Source organism: Pseudomonas sp. NY5710 (genome assembly GCF_013305665.1).
In the GTDB taxonomy this organism is placed as follows: domain Bacteria; phylum Pseudomonadota; class Gammaproteobacteria; order Pseudomonadales; family Pseudomonadaceae; genus Aquipseudomonas; species Aquipseudomonas juntendi.
The window spans coordinates 4,745,664-4,768,333 of sequence record NZ_CP045554.1 but is presented as its reverse complement, the minus strand read 5'-3'; the positions used below and the strand labels follow the sequence as shown (position 1 = coordinate 4,768,333).

Annotated in this window: 22 protein-coding genes; 15 read left to right on the top strand and 7 right to left on the bottom strand. The window is 63.7% G+C overall.

The annotated features are described in order from the left end of the window. Nucleotides 1–75 precede the first annotated feature (75 nt). Together GEV39_RS22030 and GEV39_RS22025 are read right to left on the bottom strand one after the other, a co-directional pair. Nucleotides 76–1,392, bottom strand: coding sequence for a bifunctional DedA family/phosphatase PAP2 family protein (locus GEV39_RS22030; protein ID WP_173891211.1), 1,317 nt, complete (start codon nucleotides 1,390–1,392; stop codon nucleotides 76–78). Between the two features lie 2 nt (nucleotides 1,393–1,394). Further along, nucleotides 1,395–2,063: a DNA-3-methyladenine glycosylase gene (locus tag GEV39_RS22025; protein WP_173891210.1), complete on the bottom strand. Its 669-nt coding sequence runs from the start codon at nucleotides 2,061–2,063 to the stop codon at nucleotides 1,395–1,397. A gap of 328 nt (nucleotides 2,064–2,391) precedes the next feature. Here GEV39_RS22025 and GEV39_RS22020 point away from each other — a divergent pair, with 328 nt between their 5' ends. From GEV39_RS22020 to GEV39_RS21960, 13 genes are all read left to right on the top strand, one after another. Beyond that, nucleotides 2,392–3,663 (top strand): glutamate-5-semialdehyde dehydrogenase, encoded by a 1,272-nt coding sequence (locus GEV39_RS22020; RefSeq protein WP_173891209.1) that lies wholly within the window; start codon nucleotides 2,392–2,394, stop codon nucleotides 3,661–3,663. Next, nucleotides 3,632–4,324, top strand: coding sequence for a nicotinate-nucleotide adenylyltransferase (nadD, locus tag GEV39_RS22015; RefSeq protein WP_173891208.1), 693 nt, complete (start codon nucleotides 3,632–3,634; stop codon nucleotides 4,322–4,324). The genes GEV39_RS22020 and nadD overlap by 32 nt, the downstream gene beginning before the upstream one ends. Before the next feature lie 43 nt (nucleotides 4,325–4,367). After that, nucleotides 4,368–4,787, top strand: coding sequence for a ribosome silencing factor (gene rsfS, locus GEV39_RS22010; RefSeq protein WP_009685825.1), 420 nt, complete (start codon nucleotides 4,368–4,370; stop codon nucleotides 4,785–4,787). Nucleotides 4,788–4,797: 10 nt separating this feature from the next. Beyond that, nucleotides 4,798–5,265 (top strand): 23S rRNA (pseudouridine(1915)-N(3))-methyltransferase RlmH, encoded by a 468-nt coding sequence (gene rlmH / locus GEV39_RS22005; RefSeq protein WP_173891207.1) that lies wholly within the window; start codon nucleotides 4,798–4,800, stop codon nucleotides 5,263–5,265. Nucleotides 5,266–5,281: 16 nt separating this feature from the next. After that, nucleotides 5,282–7,171 (top strand): penicillin-binding protein 2, encoded by a 1,890-nt coding sequence (gene mrdA, locus GEV39_RS22000; RefSeq protein WP_173891206.1) that lies wholly within the window; start codon nucleotides 5,282–5,284, stop codon nucleotides 7,169–7,171. A gap of 38 nt (nucleotides 7,172–7,209) precedes the next feature. Next, nucleotides 7,210–8,313, top strand: a complete 1,104-nt coding sequence (rodA, locus tag GEV39_RS21995; protein WP_173891749.1) for a rod shape-determining protein RodA — start codon at nucleotides 7,210–7,212, stop codon at nucleotides 8,311–8,313. Nucleotides 8,314–8,330: 17 nt separating this feature from the next. Further along, entirely contained in the window at nucleotides 8,331–9,341 is a 1,011-nt protein-coding gene (mltB, locus tag GEV39_RS21990) for a lytic murein transglycosylase B (RefSeq protein WP_009685829.1), read from the top strand. Next, nucleotides 9,341–10,342, top strand: a complete 1,002-nt coding sequence (locus GEV39_RS21985) for a septal ring lytic transglycosylase RlpA family protein (RefSeq protein ID WP_054906037.1) — start codon at nucleotides 9,341–9,343, stop codon at nucleotides 10,340–10,342. The genes mltB and GEV39_RS21985 overlap by 1 nt, the downstream gene beginning before the upstream one ends. 271 nt (nucleotides 10,343–10,613) lie before the next feature. Then, nucleotides 10,614–11,774, top strand: coding sequence for a D-alanyl-D-alanine carboxypeptidase family protein (locus GEV39_RS21980; RefSeq protein ID WP_009685831.1), 1,161 nt, complete (start codon nucleotides 10,614–10,616; stop codon nucleotides 11,772–11,774). A gap of 70 nt (nucleotides 11,775–11,844) precedes the next feature. Further along, nucleotides 11,845–12,120, top strand: coding sequence for a DUF493 domain-containing protein (locus GEV39_RS21975; RefSeq protein WP_009685832.1), 276 nt, complete (start codon nucleotides 11,845–11,847; stop codon nucleotides 12,118–12,120). Beyond that, on the top strand, nucleotides 12,120–12,767 hold the full coding sequence (gene lipB / locus GEV39_RS21970) for a lipoyl(octanoyl) transferase LipB (protein WP_173891205.1): 648 nt from the start codon (nucleotides 12,120–12,122) through the stop codon (nucleotides 12,765–12,767). Before GEV39_RS21975 ends, lipB begins: the two co-directional genes overlap by 1 nt. A gap of 2 nt (nucleotides 12,768–12,769) precedes the next feature. Continuing rightward, nucleotides 12,770–13,786 carry a lipoyl synthase gene (gene lipA / locus GEV39_RS21965; protein ID WP_009685834.1) on the top strand — a complete coding sequence of 339 codons (1,017 nt, stop codon included), beginning with the start codon at nucleotides 12,770–12,772 and terminating at the stop codon, nucleotides 13,784–13,786. Nucleotides 13,787–13,894: 108 nt separating this feature from the next. Next, nucleotides 13,895–14,833: a S66 peptidase family protein gene (locus GEV39_RS21960; RefSeq protein ID WP_173891747.1), complete on the top strand. Its 939-nt coding sequence runs from the start codon at nucleotides 13,895–13,897 to the stop codon at nucleotides 14,831–14,833. A 91-nt stretch (nucleotides 14,834–14,924) separates the two neighbouring features. Here GEV39_RS21960 and GEV39_RS21955 read toward each other — a convergent pair whose 3' ends face one another. The 5 genes from GEV39_RS21955 to leuS form a co-directional block, all read right to left on the bottom strand. Further along, nucleotides 14,925–16,241: a lytic murein transglycosylase gene (locus GEV39_RS21955; protein ID WP_173891204.1), complete on the bottom strand. Its 1,317-nt coding sequence runs from the start codon at nucleotides 16,239–16,241 to the stop codon at nucleotides 14,925–14,927. A 60-nt stretch (nucleotides 16,242–16,301) separates the two neighbouring features. Continuing rightward, a complete protein-coding gene (gene arfA / locus GEV39_RS21950; protein WP_009685838.1) occupies nucleotides 16,302–16,466 on the bottom strand; it encodes an alternative ribosome rescue factor ArfA in 165 nt (54 codons plus the stop codon). A 286-nt stretch (nucleotides 16,467–16,752) separates the two neighbouring features. Further along, nucleotides 16,753–17,790: a DNA polymerase III subunit delta gene (gene holA / locus GEV39_RS21945; RefSeq protein WP_173891203.1), complete on the bottom strand. Its 1,038-nt coding sequence runs from the start codon at nucleotides 17,788–17,790 to the stop codon at nucleotides 16,753–16,755. A 39-nt stretch (nucleotides 17,791–17,829) separates the two neighbouring features. Continuing rightward, entirely contained in the window at nucleotides 17,830–18,435 is a 606-nt protein-coding gene (locus GEV39_RS21940; protein WP_009685391.1) for an LPS-assembly lipoprotein LptE, read from the bottom strand. Nucleotides 18,436–18,496: 61 nt separating this feature from the next. Next, nucleotides 18,497–21,103 carry a leucine--tRNA ligase gene (gene leuS, locus GEV39_RS21935; protein WP_173891202.1) on the bottom strand — a complete coding sequence of 869 codons (2,607 nt, stop codon included), beginning with the start codon at nucleotides 21,101–21,103 and terminating at the stop codon, nucleotides 18,497–18,499. Between the two features lie 227 nt (nucleotides 21,104–21,330). Here leuS and GEV39_RS21930 point away from each other — a divergent pair, with 227 nt between their 5' ends. Then, nucleotides 21,331–21,645 carry a hypothetical protein gene (locus tag GEV39_RS21930; RefSeq protein ID WP_173891201.1) on the top strand — a complete coding sequence of 105 codons (315 nt, stop codon included), beginning with the start codon at nucleotides 21,331–21,333 and terminating at the stop codon, nucleotides 21,643–21,645. 135 nt (nucleotides 21,646–21,780) lie between these two features. Then, nucleotides 21,781–22,542, top strand: coding sequence for a YdcF family protein (locus tag GEV39_RS21925; protein ID WP_173891200.1), 762 nt, complete (start codon nucleotides 21,781–21,783; stop codon nucleotides 22,540–22,542). Nucleotides 22,543–22,670: the final 128 nt, after the last annotated feature.

Below are 22,670 nucleotides of genomic sequence, written 5' to 3'. Positions count from 1 at the left end.
GAGTGTTGCCTATGCCGGCCTGTTGGTGGGTGAGCCTGTCCAGTAGCGGCTTGCCCCGCCAACAGGCCGGCAACATCAATAGTGATACCTGGCCAACGCCTGCGGCAGTGCATGCATGGCGAAAAAGGCCAGCAGCGCCACGCAGGCCGGCAACACCAGCCACCACACCCGCTGCGGCAAGGCCGGTAGCGGCTGGCGGTGCTGCACCAGGGTCAGGCTGAGGGCGCACACGCAGCAGGCCAGCAGGGCCCCGGCGAGGATATCGGTGGGCCAGTGAGCACCCAGGTAGACCCGCGACAGGGCAATCGCCAGCGCCGGAATGCAGCCCAGCATCACCCAGGTCAGGCGCATCCGCGGCGGCTGACCGCGCCCGGCCAGCACCGCCATCACCAGGAAGAAGGCAAACGATGCCGAGCTGTGCCCGCTGGGCATGCTGTAGCTGGTCAGCGGGTCGCTCAGTACCTCGGGCCGGGCACGGGCAAACAGCCATTTGAGGGTACCATTGGCGATTGCCGTGCCCATCAGCGCGCCGCCGGCGAACACGGCGTGACGCCATTGCCGGGCCAGCAGCAACAGGCCGGTCAGCAAGCCGCCCAGGAACAGCTGGGTTCTGAAGTCGCCCAGGCGGGTGACCAGGACCACGGTGCCATCAATGGCCTGGCTGCGGTGCTCCTGCACCAGGGTCATCACGCCTTGGTCGAATTCATGCAGGTACGGCCAGCCCAGAAAAATGCCGGCCAGGGCGAGCAGGCTCAAGCCGGCAACCAGTCGGGTGCCGTGGCGTTGATCGCGAATGCTGCTGTTCAGGCTCAGGCCGATCACCACAGCCAAGCCACCGGCGAGGATGCCGGCGTCCAGCCAGAAGCCCTCTGGCAAGGGCAGGCGCATGGCAGCCCCGGTGGCCCAGCCAGGCAGCAGGTAGGCCACCGACCAACCTGCGCCGGCCACCAGGCTGACGGCGATGAAGCGTGGCAGCGGCATGTCGAACATGCCGGCGACCATCGGCAGCATGGGGCGCAGCGGGCCGATGAAGCGGCCGACCAGCAGGCTGGCGATGCCGTAGCGCTGGAAGTAGGTTTCGGCACTGCCGATCCATTCCGGGTGATGGCGCAGCAATGGCAGCCGGCGGATGTTCTGGTGGAAGTACTTGCCCACCGTGTACGACAGCGCGTCGCCCAGCAGCCCGCCGAGAAAACCCAGCAGCAAGGTCTCGCCCAGGCTGAAGGTGCCGCTACCGGCCAGTACCGCCACGGCGAACAACAGCACGGTGCCTGGCACGATGATGCCGGCGATGGCCAGGCATTCGACGCAGGCCACCAGGAAAATCGCCACGCCAAGCCACTGGGGGTTGGCGCTGAGCCAGCCGGTCAGGCTGTCGAGCCATTGGCCCATGTTCAGCTTCCTTGTTCGAGAATGAAGAAATCGCGACCTTCGACTTGGCCGCGGCGCAAGGGGTTCCGCGTGCAGAGACGCGCGTACTCGGCATCGACGAAGCGGTACGGCAGGTGCTCGTCACGCCCGTGCGGGATACCCAGGCGGGTGGCCTGGATCACCTTCGGCACGTGGCTGCCACAATCTTCCACGTACAGGCGCTCGGCGTCGAAGCGCTGGGCATCCCACTGTGGCACTTTCAAACCCAAGGCGCGGCACAGCAGCGTTTGCCCGGCGCACAGGCGTTCCGGTGGGCGCAGCTTGCCACTGGCGTCGGGGTTGTTCAGTTGCATCTGGGCCAGGCTGTTGGGGCCCGAGCGGGCGTCCTGCCAAGGATAGGCGGACTTGATGAGCACTGCGTTGCCAGGGCCGTGGGCGCTGAAGTTCAGAGAGTCGCCGCCGCGCGCGTAATACATGTAGATATGCCCGCCATCGAGGAACAGCGCCTTGCGCTTCTCGGTATAGCCGAGTGAAGCATGGCTGCCTTTGTCGGTGAGGTAATAGGCCTCGGTTTCGATGATGCGCGCCGCCAGCCACAGGTCGCCCTGGCGATGGCGGATGACCTTGCCCAGCAGGGCTTTGGCCAGGGTCTGGGCGTCGCGGTCGAAAAAGCTGTCGGGCAGGGCTGGCATGCGGGCTGTTCGCGATTTGGGGACGCCGGATAATAGCAATGAATGGCTTAATCGAGGCTGAATCGAGTGTGGTGTTGGCGGGGCCGGCCCTTTCGCGGGCATGCCCGCTCCCACAGGTACTGCATGGCCCAAGGCCTTGTGAAATCCCTGTGGGAGCGGGCGCGCCCGCGAAAGGGCCACAGCAGGAGAGTGAAATTTCGATAAGAGCGGTTACATCTTTCCTGCATATTGCCCAGGCCATTTTCGACCATCCGCCACCCACCGCTGGGCGTATACCTGCGCGGCAGTTATAATCAGCCGATTTCCCCTTCGCCAAGACACCGAACCCATGACTGAGTCCGTTCTTGACTATATGACCCGCCTGGGTCGCGCTGCCTGCGAGGCGTCTCGGGTCATCGGCCGTGCCAGCACTGCGCAAAAGAACCGCGCCCTGTTGGCCGCTGCCGATGCGCTGGATGCTGCCCGCGCCGAGCTCACCGCTGCCAACGAACTGGACCTGGCCGCCGGCCGTGCCAATGGCCTGGAGCCTGCGCTGCTGGACCGCCTGGCGCTGACCCCGGCCCGTATCGACGGCATGATCACCGGCCTGCGCCAGGTGGCCAGCCTGCCGGACCCGGTGGGCGCCATCCGGGACATGAGCTACCGCCCATCGGGCATCCAGGTAGGCAAGATGCGTACGCCACTGGGGGTGATCGGGATCATCTACGAGTCGCGCCCCAACGTGACCATCGATGCCGCCAGCCTGTGCCTGAAGTCGGGTAACGCCACCATCCTGCGTGGGGGCTCCGAAGCCATTCATTCCAACCGCGCCATCGCCACCTGCATCCAGCGTGGCCTGGCTGCCGCCGACCTGCCGGCCGCGGTGGTCCAGGTGGTCGAAACCACCGACCGCGAGGCCGTGGGCGCGCTGATCAGCATGCCTGCGTTCGTCGATGTCATCGTCCCACGGGGTGGCCGTGGTCTGATCGAGCGTATCAGCCGCGATGCCCGCGTGCCGGTGATCAAGCACCTGGACGGTATCTGCCACATCTATGTCAGCCAGCATGCCGACCTGGACAAGGCCTGGAATGTGGCATTCAACGCCAAGACATACCGCTACGGCATTTGCGGGGCGATGGAAACGCTGCTGGTCGACCAGCAGGTGGCCGAGCGCTTCCTGCCGGAAATGGCCCGCCGCTTCCGGGACATAGGCGTGGAACTGCGGGGTTGCGAGCGCACCCAGGCAATCATCGACGCCAAACCGGCTACCGAAGACGACTGGCACACCGAGTACCTGGACGCGATCCTGGCAATTCGTGTGGTCGACGGCCTGGACCAGGCTATCGAGCACATCAATCACTATGGCTCGCACCATACCGACTCGATCATCAGCGAACACCAGGGCGAAGCCCGCCAGTTCATGGCTGAGGTCGATTCGGCATCGGTCATGCTCAACACCCCAACCTGTTTCGCCGATGGCTTCGAGTACGGGCTGGGCGCTGAAATCGGCATTTCCACCGACAAGCTGCATGCCCGCGGCCCCGTCGGCCTGGAGGGCCTGACCTGCGAAAAATACGTCGTCATCGGTGATGGCCAGTTGCGCGGTCAGGGGTCCTGCTGAGTTGAGCAGGGCCCAGACAGTCCGGCGCATCGGCATTCTCGGCGGAACCTTCGATCCGGTGCACATCGGCCACCTGCGCAGCGCGCTGGAAGTGGCCGAGTTCATGGGGCTGGACGAACTGCGCCTGCTGCCCAATGCCCGGCCGCCGCACCGCGATACCCCGCAGGTGGCCGCGCAAGACCGCCTGGCCATGGTGCGCGAAGCAGTACAGGGGGTGGCCTGCCTGAGCGTCGATGCCCGCGAGCTCGAGCGTGACAAGCCGTCGTACACCATCGACACACTGGAGTCGGTCCGTGCCGAACTGGCCGGTAACGACCAGTTGTTCCTGGTGCTGGGCTGGGATGCCTTCTGTGGCTTGCCCAACTGGCACCGCTGGGAAGAATTGCTGCAACACTGTCACATTCTGGTGCTGCAACGCCCGGATGCCGACGTAGAACCCCCTGACGAGCTGCGCAACCTGCTGGCTGCGCGCTCGGAGAGCGATCCCACCGCCATGTCCGGCCCGGCGGGAAATATTTCGTTCGTCTGGCAGACACCGCTTGCGGTGTCGGCTACACAGATCCGACAGCTGCTGGCCAGCGGCAAATCGGTGAGGTTCCTGGTGCCGGACGCCGTACTGGCCTATATCGAGGCGCACGAACTGTATCGTGCGCCCAACTGACGGCGCCCCTGGCGCCTCATCCAACGAGTTGAACGAGTTTTATATGACCAAGCAGAAAATTTACGGCGAAGAACTGGTCGCAGTGACCAAGGCCGCGCTGGAAGACGTAAAGGCCCAGGACATCCAGGTCATCGACGTGCGCGAGAAGCACAGCCTGACCGATTACATGATCATTGCCACCGGTACCTCCAACCGCCAGATCAACGCCATGGCCGAAAAGGTCCGTGAAGCCGTCAAGGCCAAGGGCGCACAGCCTCTGGGCGAAGAAGGCAAGGGCGACAGCGATTGGGTGCTGCTGGACCTGAACGACGTCATCGTGCACATGATGACCGCCGCTGCGCGCCAGTTCTACGACCTGGAGCGCCTGTGGCAAGGCGCCGAGCAAAGCCGTGCTGCCGACGGCAAGCACCACAGCCCGGACCATGCCCACGAGTACTCCGACAAGCTCAAAGACCGCGAATAAGGGCCGCGCCGTGCGTTTGCGCCTGATTGCGGTCGGCTCGCGCATGCCGAAGTGGGTCGAGGAAGGCTGGCATGAATATGCCAAGCGCCTGCCCACCGAGCTGTCGCTGGAGCTGGTGGAAATTCCGCTGAACACCCGTGGCAAGAATGCCGACGTCGCCCGTCTGATCCGTCAGGAGGGCGAGGCCATGCTGAGCAAGGTGCAGCCCGGGGAACGCATCGTTACCCTGGAGGTCCATGGCAAGCCCTGGAGTACCGAGCAACTGGCGGGCGAGCTGGATCGCTGGCGGCTGGACGCGCGCACGGTCAATATGATGGTGGGCGGCCCGGAGGGCCTGGCGCCTGAGGTTTGCGCGCGCGCCGAGCAACGCTGGTCGCTGTCGCCGCTGACCCTGCCACACCCGTTGGTAAGGATACTCATCGGCGAGCAGATCTACCGCGCCTGGACCGTGTTGTCCGGGCACCCTTACCACAAATGAGCCTGTAAGCCGTCCGATGTCGCAGCCGATCCGTCTCAAGGACCACGAGAAAGACGCCCGCCTGGTGCGTAACCGCGTTGTGGTCGGCGCAATCGCGGTGGTGCTGCTGGTGTGCGTGCTGATCGCGCGGCTGTACTACCTGCAGATCATTCAGTACGACTACCACTCCACGCTGTCGGAAAACAACCGGGTGCATGTGCAGCCGATCCCGCCGACCCGCGGGTTGATCTTCGACCGCAACGGCGTGATCGTGGCCGACAACCGGCCCAGTTTCAGCCTGTCGATGACCCGCGAACGCGCGGGGAACTGGCAGCAAGTACTGGACACCATCGTCGAAGTGCTGGAATTGACCGAAGACGACCGCGCCCTGTTCGAGAAGCGCATGCGCCAGGGCCGCCGGCCGTTCGAGCCGGTGCCGATCCTGTTCGAGCTCAACGAAGAACAGATTGCCCGGGTGGCGGTAAACCAGTTCCGCCTGCCGGGTGTCGAGGTGGTCGCGCAACTGGTGCGGCATTACCCCCAGGGGGCGCACTTCGCCCATTCGGTGGGTTACGTGGGGCGGATCAACGAGAAAGAGCTGAAAACCCTCGACCCGGTGAACTACAGCGGTACCCACCATATCGGCAAGACCGGCATCGAGCGCTTCTACGAGGATGCGCTGCACGGCCAGGTCGGTTACGAGGAAGTCGAGACCAACGCCCGCGGCCGCGTGCTGCGGGTGCTCAAGCGCACCGACCCAAAGCCGGGCAAGGACATCGTGCTGAGCCTGGACATCAAGCTGCAGGAAGCCGCCGAAGCCGCCCTGGGTGGCCGCCGTGGTGCCGTGGTGGCGCTGGACCCGCGCACTGGCGAGGTTCTGGCCATGGTCAGCCAGCCAAGCTTCGATCCCAACCTGTTCGTCACCGGCATCAGCTTCAAGGCGTATGCCGAGTTGCGTGATTCGATCGACCGGCCGCTGTTCAACCGCGTGTTGCGCGGCTTGTACCCGCCGGGCTCCACCATCAAGCCGGCGGTGGCGATTGCCGGCCTGGACAGCGGTGTGGTCAACGCCAGTAGCCGGGTATTCGACCCTGGCTACTACCAACTGCCCAACTACGACCACAAATACCGTAACTGGAACCGCTCGGGTGATGGCTGGGTCGACCTGGACACCGCGATCATGCGCTCCAACGACACCTACTTCTACGACCTTGCCCACAAGATGGGCATCGACCGGCTGTCCAGTTACATGAACAAGTTCGGCATCGGCCAGCGGGTATCCCTGGACATGTTCGAGGAATCTGCCGGGCTGATGCCATCGCGTGAATGGAAGCGTGCCACCCGCCGCCAGGCCTGGTTCCCGGGTGAAACCCTGATCCTGGGCATTGGCCAGGGCTACATGCAGGCGACGCCGCTGCAGCTGGCCCAGGCCACTGCGCTGATCGCCAACAAAGGCGTATGGAACCGCCCGCACCTGGCCAAGACCATCGAAGGCCAGCCGCCGGTGGACGAAAACCCTATGGCGAACATCGTGCTGCGGGACAAGTCAGACTGGGCCAAGGTCACCCATGGCATGGAGCAGGTGATGCACAACGCCCGCGGTACCGCACGCAAAGCCGCCCTCGGTGCCCAGTACCGCATCGCCGGCAAGAGCGGTACCGCCCAGGTGGTGGCGATCAAGCAGGGTGAAAAGTACGACCGTAACAAACTTCAGGAGCGCCACCGTGACCACGCCCTGTTCGTTGCCTTCGCTCCGGCCGAAGCCCCGAAAATCGTGGTATCGGTGATGGTCGAGAACGGCGAGTCCGGTTCGGGTGTTGCGGCACCGGTGGTCCGCCAGATCATGGACGCCTGGCTGCTCGACGAAAATGGCCGTCTCAAGCCCGAGTTCGCGCCTGCTACCGCTACCCAGGAATCAGCCCTGTGATGAACAATTTCGATCGCATGCTCTCCAGTGAGGATGTGATGCGTCGGCGCGCCAGCTTCCTGCAGCGCATTCATGTCGACGGCCCCTTGCTGATCATTCTGCTGACCCTCGCCGCCGGCAGCCTGTTCGTGCTGTATTCGGCCAGCGGCAAGAACTGGGACCTGCTGCTCAAGCAGGCGACCTCGTTCGGCATCGGTCTGGTGTCGATGTTCGTCATCGCCCAGCTGGAGCCGCGCTTCATGGCCCGCTGGGTGCCGCTGGCCTACCTCACCGGGGTGCTGCTGCTGGTGGTGGTGGACGTGATGGGCCATAACGCCATGGGCGCCACGCGCTGGATCAATATCCCGGGGGTGATCCGCTTCCAGCCCTCGGAATTCATGAAGATCATCATGCCGGCGACCATTGCCTGGTACCTGTCCAAGCGCACCTTGCCGCCGCACCTGAAGCACGTGGCCATTAGCCTGGTGCTGATCGGCGTGCCATTCATTCTGATCGTGCGCCAGCCCGACTTGGGCACCGCACTGCTGATCCTGGCATCGGGCGCCTTCGTGCTGTTCATGGGTGGGCTGCGCTGGCGCTGGATCCTCAGCGTAGTGGCAGCGGCGGTGCCGGTGGCGGTGGCGATGTGGTTCTTTGTCATGCACGACTACCAGAAGCAGCGGGTACTGACCTTCCTCGACCCGGAAAGCGACCCGCTGGGCACCGGCTGGAACATCATCCAGTCCAAGGCGGCAATCGGTTCGGGCGGGGTGTTCGGCAAAGGCTGGCTGCTCGGCACGCAGTCGCACCTGGACTTCCTTCCGGAAAGCCATACCGACTTCATCATCGCCGTGCTCGGCGAGGAGTTCGGCCTGGTCGGTATCTGCCTGCTGCTGATCGTCTACCTGCTGCTGATCGGCCGTGGCCTGATGATTACCGCCCAGGCCCAGACCCTGTTCGGCAAGCTGCTGGCGGGTAGCCTGACCATGACCTTCTTCGTCTACGTATTCGTCAATATCGGCATGGTCAGCGGCCTGCTGCCCGTAGTGGGCGTGCCGCTGCCCTTTATCAGCTATGGCGGAACATCCTTGGTAACGCTGCTGTCAGCGTTTGGCGTTCTCATGTCGATCCATACGCACCGAAAATGGATCGCACAGGTTTGAAAAAGGTGAACAATTTGATGCAAGCAGTGCGTAACTGGGCTGCCCGTTGTGCGCCGTGGGTCGGCGCGGTGGGCCTGTTCGGCGCTGTACAGCTGGCCCATGCCGGCGACTATGAGGGTTCGCCACAGGTGGCCGAGCTGGTGGGCGAAATGAGCCGTGACTACGGTTTTGCCCCGGAGCAGCTGATGGGGGTGTTCCGTGAGGTGCAGCGCAAGCAGTCGATTCTGGATGCCATCTCGCGCCCTGCCGAGCGGGTCAAGCCGTGGAAAGACTACCGGCCGATGTTCATCACCGATGCGCGCATTGCCCGCGGGGTGGACTTCTGGCGCCAGCACGAGGCGGTGCTGGCCCGCGCGGAGCAGGAATACGGGGTGCCGGCGCAATATATCGTCGCGATCATCGGGGTCGAAACCTTCTTCGGCCGCAACACCGGCAACTACCGGGTGATCGATGCCCTGTCGACGCTGGGCTTCGACTACCCGCCGCGCGCCGAGTTCTTCCGCAAGGAGCTGCGTGAGTTCCTGCTGTTGGCGCGCGATGAGCAGCTGGACCCGTTGACCCTCAAAGGCTCCTACGCCGGTGCCATGGGGCTTCCACAGTTCATGCCGAGCAGTTTTCGCAACTACGCGGTGGACTTCGACGGTGACGGCCACATCAACATCTGGAACAACCCGGACGATGCCATTGGCAGCGTGGCCAACTACTTCAAGCGCCACGGCTGGGTAGCCGGCGAAGGCGTGGTCAGCCGCGCCTGGGTAGAAGGTGCGCGCGCCGATGAAGGCCTGACTACCGGTATCGAGCCGGTCAAGACCGCGGGGGAGTTGCGCGCGCTTGGCTGGTCGGTTCATGATTCGCTGCGCGATGATCTGCCGGTTACGGCCTTCCGGCTCGAAGGCGACAATGGCCCCGAGTATTGGATGGGGCTGAAGAACTTCTACGCGATCACTCGCTACAACCGCAGCGTGATGTATGCCATGGCGGTGCATCAGCTAGCGGAACAGCTGGTACAAGTACGGGGCGTCAAGTAATGCGCGCAATCATCTCTGCACACTCTTTCAAGCTGCTCACCTGCCTGGCCGTTGGCCTGGTGCTGGCCAGTTGCTCTTCCAACCGCCCGGCCCCGCAAAAAAGCAGCGGCAACGTGGTACGCAGCCAGCCGGGCCTGGATATCAACCGGGCACACAAGGATGGCGCGCCGTGGTGGGACGTGGATGTGAACAAGATCCCCGACGCCACGCCGACCGTGCACACCGGTAACTACAAGGCCAACCCCTACACGGTGCTGGGCAAGACCTACTACCCCATGCAGGACTCGCGCAACTACCGCGCCGAGGGTACCGCGTCCTGGTACGGCACCAAGTTTCACGGGCAGAACACCGCCAATGGTGAGCTGTACGACCTGTACGGCATGAGTGCCGCGCACAAGACCTTGCCGCTGCCGGCCTATGTGCGCGTGACCAACCTGGCCAACGGCCGTAGTGTGATTCTGCGGGTCAATGACCGTGGGCCGTTCTATTCCGACCGCATCATCGACCTGTCCTATGCCGCAGCGAAAAAGCTCGGCTATGCCGAAATCGGCACCGCACACGTGCGTGTCGAGGGCATCGACCCGCAACAATGGTGGGCCCAGCGTGGCCAGACACCACCGATGGTGCTGAAGGAGCCCCAGGTGGCCCAGACCCAGGCGGTGCCGGCCACGACCGGGCGGGTCGAGCAATGGACGCCGCCGCCGCAGCAGCACGCGGCGCCGGTGGTGCCGGTACAGGTAGGGGGCAACAACGTCCCGGGTGGCAATGGCGGCAGCTTCCTGCAGGTGGGTGCCTTCGCCAACCCGGATGCCGCCGAATTGCTGCGCTCCAAGCTCAGCACCATGGTCAGCGCGCCGGTGTTCATCAGCTCGATCGTGCGTAACCAGCAGACCCTGCACCGCGTGCGGCTGGGGCCGATCGGCAGCCAGGGCGAGATCCAGCAAGCCCAGGACAGCATCCGCCTGGCGAACTTGGGGCAGGCCAAGCTGGTCACAGACTGAGCTCAGCTATAAGCAACCGGCTGCAAGCTGCAAGCTGCAAGAAGACCCTGCGCCCACCCGCTTTGTCTTTCGGCTTGCAGCTTGAAACTCTTGCTGTCGGTTTTGTCATGAACTGCCGGGCTCGGCCATGTACAATGTCGGCTTTTGCCCGCAGCGGCATAAAGCCGCACTGTAGCGGGCCAGGCCTCTGGCCATAAAACTAGACTGACTGGCGCTGGGCGCATGATGTTGCCCAGGGAACATCAGACCATTAGCGATTTTCGAGAGACGGATGAACATCACCAACCTTGCCAAACGACTTTGCCTGCCTGTACTGCTGCTGATCACGCCTGCCGCCTTCGCGGCCGAGCAGATGACACCGGCACCACCGCAACTGGCAGCCAAGTCCTACGTACTCATGGACGCGTCCAGCGGCAACGTGCTGGTCGAAAACAACGGTGACGAGCGCCTGCCGCCAGCCAGCTTGACCAAGCTGATGACCGCCTACATCGCCACCCTGGACATCCGCCGCGGCCAGATCGGCGAGAACGACCCGGTTACCGTCAGTGAAAACGCCTGGCGTACCGGCGGTTCGCGCATGTTCATCAAGGTTGGCAGCCAGGTCACCGTCAGCGACTTGCTGCACGGCATCATCATCCAGTCCGGCAACGATGCCTCGGTCGCCCTGTCCGAGCACATCGCCGGCAGCGAAGATGCATTCGCCGACATGATGAACAAGACCGCGGCCGACCTGGGCATGACCAACAGCCACTTCATGAACCCGACTGGCCTGCCGAACCCAGACCACTACTCGTCGGCCCATGACATGGCGGTACTGGCCCGGGCGATCATCAACGTCGACCCGGCGCACTACGCCATCTATTCGCAGAAAGAGTTCTTCTGGAACAACATCAAGCAGCCTAACCGCAACCTGCTGCTGTGGCGTGACAAGACCGTCGACGGCCTGAAAACCGGCCACACCGAAGAAGCAGGCTACTGCATGGTGGCTTCGGCGGTACGCGATGGCCAGCGCCTGATCGCGGTGGTGTTCGGCACCAACAGCGAACAAGCGCGTGCTGCCGAAACCCAGAAGCTGCTGACCTACGGCTTCCGCTTCTTCGAAACCCAGACCTTCTACCAGAAGGGCACCGAGCTGACCCAGGCGCCGGTGTGGAAGGGCGCCACTGGCCAAGTCAAGGCCGGCCTGGCCGACGACCTGACCATGACCATGCCTAAAGGCCAGCTCAAGCGCCTGGTCGCCACGATGACCATGAACCCGCAGCTCACCGCGCCCATCGCCAAAGGTGACGTGATCGGCAAAGTGGAAGTCAAACTGGACGAGAAAGTGGTTCACAGCGCCGACCTGATCGCCCTCGATGGCGTCGAGGAAGGTGGTTTCTTCCGCCGTATGTGGGATAGCATCCGTCTATTCTTCTACGGGTTGTTCAACTGATACGTGACCTGCACACCCCCGCGCATCACGCGGGGGTGGTGTTGCCACGGCTTACGAGGCCGTTTCCGCCATGAGCGAACCAGACGTCAAGTCGCACAAGATCGAATTCCCTTGCGCCGATTACCCGATCAAAGTCATCGGTGACACCGTTGTCGGCTTCAAGGACACGGTCATCGAGATTCTCAGCAAGCACGCCAAAGTCGACCTTTCCACCCTGGCCGAACGCCAGAGCAAGGAAGGCAAGTACACCACCGTGCAACTGCACATCGTTGCCGAAAGCGAGAACCAGCTGCACGATATCAACAGCGCCCTGCGCGCTACCGGTATCGTGAAAATGGTGCTCTGATGCCCGCCTGCCTCGGTTTTCGCGAGCTTGGCCTGCAGCCCTACCAACCGGTGCTGGAGGCCATGCGGCGCTTCACCGAGCAGCGCAGCCCGGCCAGCCAGGATGAAATTTGGCTGGTCGAGCACCCTGCAGTCTTTACCCAGGGCCAGGCCGGCAAGGCCGAGCACCTGCTGGTGCCGGGTGACATCCCGGTGGTGCAGACCGACCGCGGCGGCCAGGTGACCTACCATGGCCCCGGGCAGTTGGTGGCCTACCTGCTGCTGGATGTACGCCGGCTGGGTTTTGGTGTGCGTGAGCTGGTCAGCCGTATCGAGCAGACCCTCATCGACCTGCTGGCCAGCTATGGTGTGAAGGCTTCAGCCAAGCCCGATGCGCCGGGCGTCTATGTCGATGGAGCGAAGATCGCCTCCCTCGGCCTGCGAATTCGCAACGGCCGTTCGTTTCACGGCCTTGCCCTGAACGTGGACATGGACCTTGCGCCATTCCGCCGAATCAACCCCTGCGGTTATGCGGGGCTGGCGATGACCCAGCTACGTGACCTGGCAGGCCCGATCGAACTCGACGAGGTCAGGACAAGGCTGCGCGGACAGCTGGTCAAGCACCTCGACTACGCTGAGCAGACGACCCTCACGGGCGGAATCGACTGAATATGACAACTGTGCAAGAAGCCGTGCCCAACCTCATACCTACCCAGGATGCCACCCCGCGCCCAGCGCCGAAAAAGGTGGAAGCCGGGGTCAAGCTGCGTGGCGCCGAGAAGGTGGCGCGCATCCCGGTGAAAATCATCCCGACCGACGAGTTGCCGAAAAAGCCCGACTGGATTCGCGTGCGTATCCCAGTCTCGCCAGAGGTCGACCGCATCAAGCAACTGCTGCGCAAGCACAAGCTGCACAGCGTGTGCGAGGAAGCTTCCTGCCCTAACCTGGGCGAGTGCTTCTCGGGCGGCACCGCCACCTTCATGATCATGGGTGACATCTGCACCCGGCGTTGCCCGTTCTGCGACGTGGGCCACGGCCGACCGAAGCCGCTGGACCTGGACGAGCCGAAAAACCTGGCGGTCGCCATCGCTGACCTGCGCCTGAAGTACGTGGTGATCACCTCGGTAGACCGCGACGACCTGCGTGACGGTGGTGCCCAGCACTTTGCCGACTGCATCCGCGAAATCCGCGCGTTGTCGCCAGGCGTGCAACTGGAAACCCTGGTGCCGGACTACCGCGGGCGTATGGACGTGGCACTGGAAATCACTGCGCAAGAGCCGCCGGATGTGTTCAACCACAACCTCGAAACCGTGCCGCGCCTGTACAAGGCCGCGCGCCCGGGCTCTGACTACGACTGGTCGCTGGACCTGTTGCAGAAGTTCAAGCAGTTGGTGCCGCACGTACCGACCAAGTCGGGCCTGATGCTGGGCCTGGGTGAAACCGACGAAGAAGTGATCGAAGTGATGCACCGCATGCGCGAGCACGACATCGACATGCTTACCCTCGGTCAGTACCTGCAACCGTCGCGCAGCCACCTGCCGGTGCAGCGTTTCGTGCACCCCGACACCTTTGCCTGGTTCGCCGAGGAAGGCTACAAGATGGGCTTCAAGAACGTGGCTTCTGGCCCCCTGGTGCGCTCTTCGTACCATGCCGACCAGCAGGCGCACGAAGCCAAGATCAAGCTCTGAGCCTGGCTGAAACACAAATGCCGATGCTTGCCGAAAGGGCAGCATCGGCATTTTTTTTGCCGGCGACAAGCCATAAGCTACAAGCGACAAGATGCCTGGAGCTGCATGATGAATTGTGTCGATACCCTTCCCGTACATTTGCCCAAGGCGATCTTGCAGGACACCTGCTTCGCTATCATCGCGCCGGCGGGCTCGGCGCGGCTGGATACGCACAAGGTCAACCAGTGGTTCGCTGATCGTGGCTACCGTTGCCGCATTTACCCAGGTGCCCTGCAGGCTCAGGGTTACCTGGCAGGCCCGGACCAGCAGCGGCTGCAGGACCTGCACGATGCCTTTGCCGACCCGGGCATCGACGCCATCCTGTGCATGCGCGGCGGTTACGGCAGCATGCGCCTGCTCGACCAGCTGGATTTCCAGCTGATTCGGGGCAACCCCAAGCCGCTGATTGGCTACAGCGATATCACAGCGCTGCACACGGCCCTTTATCGGCACGCCGGGCTGATCACGTTCCATGGCGCGATGCTCAATGCCGACTTGCTCGGCGGCAAGCTGGCGCCGACCGAGTCGTCGTTGCTGGCCCAGCTGGGTGGGCATGTGCGCGCAGGGGAGCAGATTGCCCACCCAGCGGGCTATGCCATGAGCACGGTCATTCCAGGGGCCGCAAGCGGGCATTTGCTGGGTGGCAACCTGTCTATGCTGGGCGCGACGCTTGGCACTGTGGCAGAGCTGGATACCGCGGGCTGCATCCTGTTTATCGAAGACGTCAATGAGCCGCTGTACCGGGTGGACCGGCTGCTGACGCAGTTGCGCCTGGCGGGCAAGCTGGCGGGCGTGAAAGGCGTGCTGGTAGGGGATTTTGCAGGGATTACCACGGCGGCGTTGACGCCATTGCTGGAGGAAACTTTCGGGCCCTTGGGCGTGCCGGTGCTGGCGGGGTGGCGCAGTGGGCATTGCGACCCGAATGTGTGCTTGCCGCTGGGGGCTCGGGTACGGCTGGACAGTGATCAGCAGTGCTTGGTGTTGGAGCAGGATGTGTTCAAGGCTTGAGATAGCCGGGGCTGCTTTGCAGCCCTTTCGCGACACAAGGCCGATCCCACAGGGATCGCGTTACACCAACGTACCGCAACCCCCAGCTATCTCACTGGCTACGCAGGCTCTCAAGCAGCTTATGGGTCGGGTAACCATCCGCCGGCCACCCCAGCCCTTGCTGGGCGTTGCGTATGGCCTTGCGGGTGTTGGCGCCGATAATGCCATCGGCATTGCCTGCGTCATACCCACGGCCGTTAAGCAGGTTCTGCAACTCCACGCGTTCGCTGCGGCTCAGCGGCAAGTCTTCCTTCGGCCAGCTGCCGGCAATGAAGCCCCAGCCGCTGAAGCGGTCGGCCAGCAGGCTCACCGCCAGTGCATAGGACGATGAGTTGTTGTACTTGAGGATGGCGCGGAAGTTATCCAGTACCAGGAACGCCGGGCCACGCGCGCCTGCTGGCAGCAGCAACGCGGCAGACAGCTGGTTGCTGCCCGCTGGCAATTGAGTACCGGTTGGCAACTTCACACCCATTGCCAGCCACTCGCTCACCGGCCTGCGCAACGCGCCATCGGCCTGCCAGAAATCGAAACCTGGTGGTACCTGCACCTCGAAGCCCCACGGTTGGCCACGCTTCCAGCCCGAGCTTTGCAGGTAGTGCGCGGTCGAGGCCAGGGCATCGGGGGTGCTGTTCCAGATATCGCGGCGGCCGTCGCCGTCGAAGTCCACGGCATGGGTGTTGTAGGTGGTCGGGATGAACTGGGTCTGGCCCATGGCGCCAGCCCACGAGCCACGCATGGCCTCAGGCTGAATGTCACCATGCTGGATGATCTGCAGGGCGGCGATCAGCTGGTCCTGGGCGAACTGCGGGCGACGGCCTTCATAAGCCAGGGTCGCCAGCGAGCGAATTACCGACTTGTTGCCCTGGAACTGGCCGAAATTGCTCTCCATGCCCCACACCGCCACCAGCACCTGGCGGTCAACGCCATAGCGTTGCTCGATGCGGGTCAGCAGTTCGGCGTGCTGCTCCAGCAGCCGCTTGCCATTGCGCACGCGCAAAGGGGACAGCGCGCCTTCGAGGTATTCCCACACCGGGCGGCTGAACTCAGGCTGGCTGCGGTCGGCCTTGATCACGTCCATGTCGGGGGTAACCCCGAGGAAGGCGCGGTCGAAGATGCTGGGCGAAATACCCGCTTGCAGGGCTTGTTCGCGGAAACCCGCTTGCCACTGGGCGAAGGTTTGCAAAGGCTGGATTTCAGTGCTGGCGTCTGGCGTTGCACCGGGTACGGTTACCACGGGCGCAGGTTGCGCAGGGGCCAGCGGCAGCGCGTCGGCCGCGGTAGGTTTTTCCGCGCAGGCAACCAGCAGGATGAAGCTGGAGGCCGCGATCAGCTGGCGGGTTTCCCAACGGGGAGAAAGACGGAAGAGCATGCACAGATCCAGAATTGCAGGTCAGGTGCTGACCATATCATGCCTGCGCCCGCGATGCTTTCATGCCGCCAAAAAGTAGGAAGCCTCCCAATCTCTCGATTGGAAGGCTTCGCGGCGGTAGCTGCCTTTGCCTTTTTCCGGTTGTTCCTGGCGGCAGCGGAACAGCGGTTGGGCAATGATCGACTTGGCCTTGTTGGGGCCGTGCTTTTTCGGCTTTTTGCTCATGGCGGGGTTCCCGTGGTAGGTGGGTTTCGGGGCGCACTTTAGGGCCCTGAGGAGATGTGGGCCAATTGATTGTGTATATGGTTCACAGGCCCTATCGCTGGCAAGCCAGCTCCCACAGGGATCGATCAGGGCTGACAGGTGTTTGTCAGAAGATATGCAGCGCCTGTGAGATCGAGCGCCGCCCGCGCGGCGCTCGGTTTCACAGGCGCTGCATAACTTGTGGCAAACACCGACAGCCCTGACGCGCACCCTGTGGCTGGCTTGGCAGCGATAGGGCCTGTGACCGTTATAGAGGGGGTAGCGCCAGGCGCTGACCCGCCATCAACAATGACAACCGCGCCAGGCCCGGCCACGGCGAGCCCTCGGCCTGGCCCTTGATTTGCGCATCGATACGCTGGGTATCCTGCAGCAGTTGCGCCCAGCGCTGCGCCGAGAGGCGCTGCAGGGCCTTGCTGACCAACGGCCGGCGCTTATCCCAGACCGGTGGGCGCGCCTGGCTGAACGCCTTGTCCAGCGGTACGCCCTGGCTGAATTGCTGGGCCAGCCCGGCGAGCTGGCGCAGCTCGCGCGCCAGGGCCCAGAGAATCACCGGGGGCTCGACTCCCTCACCGCGCAAGCCTTCGAGCATGCGCAGGGCATGTGCAGCTTCACCGTTGAGAATGGCGTCGACCAGCCCGAAAACGTCGAACCGGGCGCTGTCAGCGACAGCCGACTGCACGGTTTCGACGGTGATCTGGTTGCCTTCGGCCAACAGCTTGAGCTTTTCGATTTCCTGCGCGGCAGCCAGCAGGTTGCCTTCCACGCGTGCGGCAATCAGGTCGACAGCGTCACGCTGTGCCGACAGGCCGGCCTGCTGCAGACGCTGGTTGATCCACTGTGGCAGCTGGTGCGAATCCACCGGCCAGATCTGGATGAACTGGCAGTGGGCACCTTCGATCAAGGCCTTGCCCCACTTGGTCTTCTGCGCGCTGCCGTCGAGCTTGGGCAGGCTGACCAGCAGCAGGGTGTCTTCGGCGGGATTGGCGCAGTATTCCATCAGCGCTGCAGCGCCCTTGTCACCCGGCTTGCCCGAGGGCAGGCGAAGTTCCAGCAGGCGCCGCTGGGCGAACAGGGACAGGCTGGCACCGGCCTGGAGCAGGGTGCCCCAGTCGAAGTTGGCGTCGGCACTGAAAACCTGGCGCTCGTCGAAACCTTGCTGGCGCGCAGCTTGGCGGATGGCGTCGGCGGCTTCCTGGCACAGCAGCGGGTCGTCACCGCTGACCACGTAGACCGGGGCCAAGGCGCCTTGCAGGTGCTTGTTGAGTTGGGCGGGGGCGAGCTTCATGGGCAGTAGGCGGGGCACCCGAAGGTACCCCGCACGGGCTTAGTTGCCCGGTACTTCCAGGGGCGACTGCTGCGGCGTTTCCGCCTGCTGGCGGCGTGCGGCCTCAAGGGCGGCCGCTTCAGCCTGGGCACGCTGATCGGCTTTTTGCTGCAGCTCGTCCAGCTGGGCCGGGGTCAGTTGCTGCAGGCGCACGACCATGGCGTTGACCAGGTCACGGCGCATTTCCAGGCGGGAACGGGCGGCTTCCTGCTCGGAACCGGTGATGTTCGAGGCATCGCGCACATACACCTTGCGCACTTCCAGCTTGTCACTCAGCAGTTCAAGGTTGTTCAAGCCCTGGATGCTGTAGTTGAGCTGGGTGGTCAGCTCGTACTCGGCAGTGCGGTTACCGCTGTTGTAGCTGGCCGAGCGCTCGCGCTGCTGTTCGTTGGTCAATACCAGGCGGTACGGCGCACCGGTGTGCACATTGACGCCGCTGTTCTTGAGCACCTGGCGCAGTTCGGTCACGGTAGGCCCGTACGCGTCACGCGCACTGACGTCCATTTCCTTGATGCTCAGCTCGTTGGTGCCAGTACCGCGCAGCTGGAAACCGCAGGCGCTGAGCATGACCGCCAGGCCAATTACCAGCAAATTGCGTTTGATCATGTTGTTGCTCCCTTGTGGGCCTGTTCCGCCCGCCCGCAGTGGCTGCGGGCGGGCGTTGCCATCAGTTGGCGACGATGTTGACCAGCTTGCCCGGTACCACGATGACCTTGCGAATGGCCAGGCCGTCGATGAAGCGCAGGACGTTCTCGTTGCTGCGCGCGGCGGCTTCGATTTCTTCGCGGCTGGCGGCGGCCGGCATTTCGACCTGCCCGCGCAGTTTGCCGTTGACCTGCACCACCAGGGTGACGGTGTCCTGCACCAGTGCGGCTTCGTCGACCGCTGGCCAGCCAGCGTCGATCACAGCCTGATCATGGCCCAGCTGTTTCCACAGCTCGTGGGAGATGTGCGGGGTGATCGGCGCCAGCAGCAGGGTCACGGCTTCCAGGCCTTCGTGCAGCAGGGCACGGTCTTGCGCCGTGGCTTGCGGGGCTTTTTCCAGCACGTTCATCACGGTCATCACCTGGGCGATGGCGGTGTTGAATTTGTGGAACTGGCCGACGTCGGTACTGGCCTGCTTGATAGCGGCGTGAATGGCACGGCGAATGACCTTCTGTGCGTCGTCCAGGGCGGCGACATCCAGCTTGCCCGGCAGGCCTTGGGCGACGTGTGCCTGGGCCAGGCGCCAGACACGGCGAAGGAAGCGGCTGGCGCCTTCGACGCCGGAGTCGGACCATTCCAGGCTCGCGTCAGGTGGCGAGGCGAACATCATGAACAGGCGGCAGGTATCGGCGCCGTACTGGTCGATCATCGACTGGGGGTCGACGCCGTTGTTCTTCGACTTGGACATCTTCTCGGTGCCGCCGATTTCCACCGGCAGGCCGTCGGTCTTCAGGCGTGCGCCAATGATCTTGGCCTTGGCATCGCGTTCGATTTCGACATCGGCCGGGTTGAACCAGTCCTTGCCGCCGTTGCTGGCAACGCGGTAGTAGGTTTCGGCCACGACCATGCCCTGGGTCAGCAGGTTCTTGAACGGCTCGTTCGAGGTGACCAGCCCTTCGTCACGCATCAGCTTGTGGAAGAAGCGCGCATACAGCAGGTGCAGGATGGCGTGTTCGATACCGCCGATGTACTGGTCGACCGGCAGCCAGTGGTTGGCCGCTTTCGGGTCGACCATGCCACCTTCGTAGTTCGGCGAGGCGTAGCGGGCGAAGTACCAGGACGACTCGACGAAGGTGTCCATGGTGTCGGTTTCGCGCTTGGCCGCAGCACCGCATTTCGGGCAGCTGCATTCGTAGAATTCTGGCATGCGCGCCAGTGGCGAGCCGGCACCATCGGGCACCACGTTCTCCGGCAGGGTCACCGGCAACTGGTCTTCTGGCACGGGCACGTCGCCGCAGGACGGGCAGTGGATGATCGGGATCGGGCAGCCCCAGTAGCGCTGGCGGCTGATACCCCAGTCGCGCAGGCGGAACTGGGTGCGCGATTTGCCCAGGTCTTTACGGATCAGGGCTGCTTCGATGGCGTTGAAGGCGCCGGCAAAGTCCAGGCCGTCGAACTCGGCGGAGTTGATCAGTTGGCCGTGCTCGCCATAGGCGTCCTGCCACTCGTTGCCGACTTCATCGCCCGCACTGGTGCGTACTACGGCCTTGACCGGCAGGTTGTACTTGTGGGCGAACTCGAAGTCGCGCTCGTCGTGGGCGGGCACAGCCATTACCGCGCCATCGCCGTAGTGCATGAGCACGTAGTTGGCGACCCAGACCGGCAGCTTCTCGCCGGTCAGCGGGTGCTCCACCAGCAGGGAAGTGGCCATGCCCTTCTTCTCCTGGGTGGCCATGTCGGCTTCGGCAACGCTGCCGGCCTTGCATTCTTCGATGAACGCCTGCAGCGCCGGGTTGCCCTGGGCAGCCTGGGTGGCCAGCGGGTGCTCGGCGGCGACGGCGACGTAGGTGGCACCCATCAGCGTGTCGGGGCGGGTGGTGAAGACCTTGAGCGTGCCGGCGTGGCCGATGCTGGCCTGGTCGTAGGGGAACTGGACTTCCATGCCGCGCGACTTGCCGATCCAGTTGCGCTGCATGGTCTTGACCTGCTCAGGCCAGCCCGGCAGTTCGTCGAGGCTTTCCAGGAGCTCGTCGGCGTAGTCGGTGATGCGGAAGTAGTACATCGGGATTTCGCGCTTTTCGATCAGCGCGCCGGAACGCCAGCCGCGGCCGTCGATGACCTGCTCGTTGGCCAGTACGGTCTGGTCTGCCGGGTCCCAGTTCACGGTCCCGTTCTTGCGGTAGATGATGCCTTTCTCGAACAGGCGGGTGAACAGCCACTGCTCCCAACGGTAGTAGTCAGGCTTGCAGGTGGTCACTTCACGTGCCCAGTCGATGGCCAGGCCCAGGCTCTTGAGCTGGGTCTTCATGTACTCGATGTTTTCGTACGTCCACTTGGCCGGGGCGACGTTGTTCTTCATCGCCGCGTTTTCCGCGGGCATGCCGAAAGCGTCCCAGCCCATCGGCTGCAGCACGTTCTTGCCCAGCATGCGCTGGTAGCGGGCAATCACGTCACCGATGGTGTAGTTGCGCACGTGGCCCATGTGTAGCTTGCCGCTCGGGTACGGGAACATCGACAGGCAGTAGTAGGTGTCCTTGCCTGGCTGTTCGGTAACAGCGAACGATTGTTGCTCGTCCCAGAAGTTCTGGGCGGCGGCTTCGATATCACGGGGCGTGTATTGTTCGTGCATGGCTACTTTTTGCTGAGAGGGAAGAGACCTTGTTCCAGGCAGCGGAACCTCGCTGCGTCCGGCACTCCGGTGTCATTTAGAGTGAACGCCGTAGCATACAGCAGCGCTGCGTATCGTGGGAAACCTTCGTTGCGAATGGCCGCTGGTCGCTGCACCCGGCTGCTTTTTGCAACGACGCTAAGCTCTGGTGTGGGGGGAGATATTCTTATCTTCAATGAGGTGAACGGATGGGAGACACGCAGCTACCCGCAATCAGACCGGAGCTTTACGAGCGCCTGATCGACCGGCTTGGCCTGGCCCTCGAAAGCGCCAGGACCTCTGTACGATTGCGCGACGAGATGCCAGCCGAGCTGGAGTTGCGTGGCCTTAGCCACGCAGAGTTCGAAGTGATCAAGGCCTACCTGGAAGCTCTTCCGGAGCGCCGTAATGCTGCTGTCGGCAGTTACCCACAAGCGGAGCCGGCATCAGCCAAGATTATCTGGCTCAAGGACCAGAAGCGCGCTGCTACTGCGGCCAGACCCAGAACGCTGCGCCAGCGCTAGTCGTTCAAGGCGCCCCGCGCAGGCCAGCGCGCCACGGTCATTCATCATTCACACAGCTTGCGATCGGCACCGGCCCTACCTTGTTGACCGGTGCCGATCCTTTTAGGCTGCACGCCTGCCAAGGAGGTGTGGCCGATGCCGATTCGATTTTTCATCAAACAATGGCTGATGCCGCCGGGCATCTTGTTCCTGTTGCTGCTTGCCGCATGGTGGTGGCGTGCGCGCCGGCCACGGCTGGCGGCGCTGTGTTTTGGCGTGGGGCTGGGTGGCTTGTGGTTGCTGAGCTTGCCGCTGGTGGTGCAGGAAACGGCCCGGGTGCTGGAGACCGAGCCGCCTCTGGCCGTCAGCGACTGGGCCAGGCTGGCCAGCCGGGCAGATGCCATTGTGGTGCTGGGCGCGGGGCGCGAACGGGGTGACCCCGCGTGGGGCGGTGGTGACCAGCCTACCGCCACGGCGCTGGAGCGCATGCGCTTTGCCGCGCGGCTGGCCAAGGCTTCGGGTTTGCCGCTGCTGACCAGTGGCGGGCTGCACTACGGCACGCCGCCAAGCGAGGCGCAGTTGATGGCCGATCGCCTGCGTGAGGATTTCGCGGTCGAGGTGAGGTGGCGCGAAGAGGCCAGCCGCACGACCTGGGAGAACGCCCAGTTGTCGGCCAAGGTCCTACAGCCGCTGGGGATTCGCCGTGTGGTGGTGGTCACCCAAGCCTGGCACATGCAGCGTTCGCGCTGGAGCTTCGAACAGGCGGGGTTCGAGGTGGTGCCGGCGCCGGTGGGGTTCCTAGGGCGCGAGCATGCGCGGCCGTTCGGCGGGTTGCTGCCGGAAAGCCGAGCGATGTGGCAGAGCGGGCAGTTGCTCAATGAGGTGGTGGGGCTGGTGGGGTACCGGGTGTTCTATTGAATTCAGGTTTGCGCGGTTCCTTGTAGGAGCGGCCTTGTGTCGCGATGGGCTGCGCAGCAGCCCCGGATCTCAGCTCTATCTCAAGATTGCCGGGGCTGCTTTGCAGCCCATCGCGACGCAAGCCCGCT

Excerpts from the sequence above, each read along its gene's own strand:
- GEV39_RS22030 (WP_173891211.1), bottom strand. The coding sequence starts at position 1,392 with ATGGGCCAATGGCTCGACAGCCTGACCGGCTGGCTCAGCGCCAACCCC.
- GEV39_RS22025 (WP_173891210.1), bottom strand. The coding sequence starts at position 2,063 with ATGCCAGCCCTGCCCGACAGCTTTTTCGACCGCGACGCCCAGACCCTG.
- GEV39_RS22020 (WP_173891209.1), top strand. The coding sequence starts at position 2,392 with ATGACTGAGTCCGTTCTTGACTATATGACCCGCCTGGGTCGCGCTGCC.
- nadD (WP_173891208.1), top strand. The coding sequence starts at position 3,632 with ATGGCCAGTTGCGCGGTCAGGGGTCCTGCTGAGTTGAGCAGGGCCCAG.
- rsfS (WP_009685825.1), top strand. The coding sequence starts at position 4,368 with ATGACCAAGCAGAAAATTTACGGCGAAGAACTGGTCGCAGTGACCAAG.
- mrdA (WP_173891206.1), top strand. The coding sequence starts at position 5,282 with ATGTCGCAGCCGATCCGTCTCAAGGACCACGAGAAAGACGCCCGCCTG.
- rodA (WP_173891749.1), top strand. The coding sequence starts at position 7,210 with ATGCGTCGGCGCGCCAGCTTCCTGCAGCGCATTCATGTCGACGGCCCC.
- mltB (WP_009685829.1), top strand. The coding sequence starts at position 8,331 with ATGCAAGCAGTGCGTAACTGGGCTGCCCGTTGTGCGCCGTGGGTCGGC.
- GEV39_RS21985 (WP_054906037.1), top strand. The coding sequence starts at position 9,341 with ATGCGCGCAATCATCTCTGCACACTCTTTCAAGCTGCTCACCTGCCTG.
- GEV39_RS21980 (WP_009685831.1), top strand. The coding sequence starts at position 10,614 with ATGAACATCACCAACCTTGCCAAACGACTTTGCCTGCCTGTACTGCTG.
- GEV39_RS21975 (WP_009685832.1), top strand. The coding sequence starts at position 11,845 with ATGAGCGAACCAGACGTCAAGTCGCACAAGATCGAATTCCCTTGCGCC.
- lipB (WP_173891205.1), top strand. The coding sequence starts at position 12,120 with ATGCCCGCCTGCCTCGGTTTTCGCGAGCTTGGCCTGCAGCCCTACCAA.
- lipA (WP_009685834.1), top strand. The coding sequence starts at position 12,770 with ATGACAACTGTGCAAGAAGCCGTGCCCAACCTCATACCTACCCAGGAT.
- GEV39_RS21960 (WP_173891747.1), top strand. The coding sequence starts at position 13,895 with ATGAATTGTGTCGATACCCTTCCCGTACATTTGCCCAAGGCGATCTTG.
- GEV39_RS21955 (WP_173891204.1), bottom strand. The coding sequence starts at position 16,241 with ATGCTCTTCCGTCTTTCTCCCCGTTGGGAAACCCGCCAGCTGATCGCG.
- arfA (WP_009685838.1), bottom strand. The coding sequence starts at position 16,466 with ATGAGCAAAAAGCCGAAAAAGCACGGCCCCAACAAGGCCAAGTCGATC.
- holA (WP_173891203.1), bottom strand. The coding sequence starts at position 17,790 with ATGAAGCTCGCCCCCGCCCAACTCAACAAGCACCTGCAAGGCGCCTTG.
- GEV39_RS21940 (WP_009685391.1), bottom strand. The coding sequence starts at position 18,435 with ATGATCAAACGCAATTTGCTGGTAATTGGCCTGGCGGTCATGCTCAGC.
- leuS (WP_173891202.1), bottom strand. The coding sequence starts at position 21,103 with ATGCACGAACAATACACGCCCCGTGATATCGAAGCCGCCGCCCAGAAC.
- GEV39_RS21930 (WP_173891201.1), top strand. The coding sequence starts at position 21,331 with ATGGGAGACACGCAGCTACCCGCAATCAGACCGGAGCTTTACGAGCGC.
- GEV39_RS21925 (WP_173891200.1), top strand. The coding sequence starts at position 21,781 with ATGCCGATTCGATTTTTCATCAAACAATGGCTGATGCCGCCGGGCATC.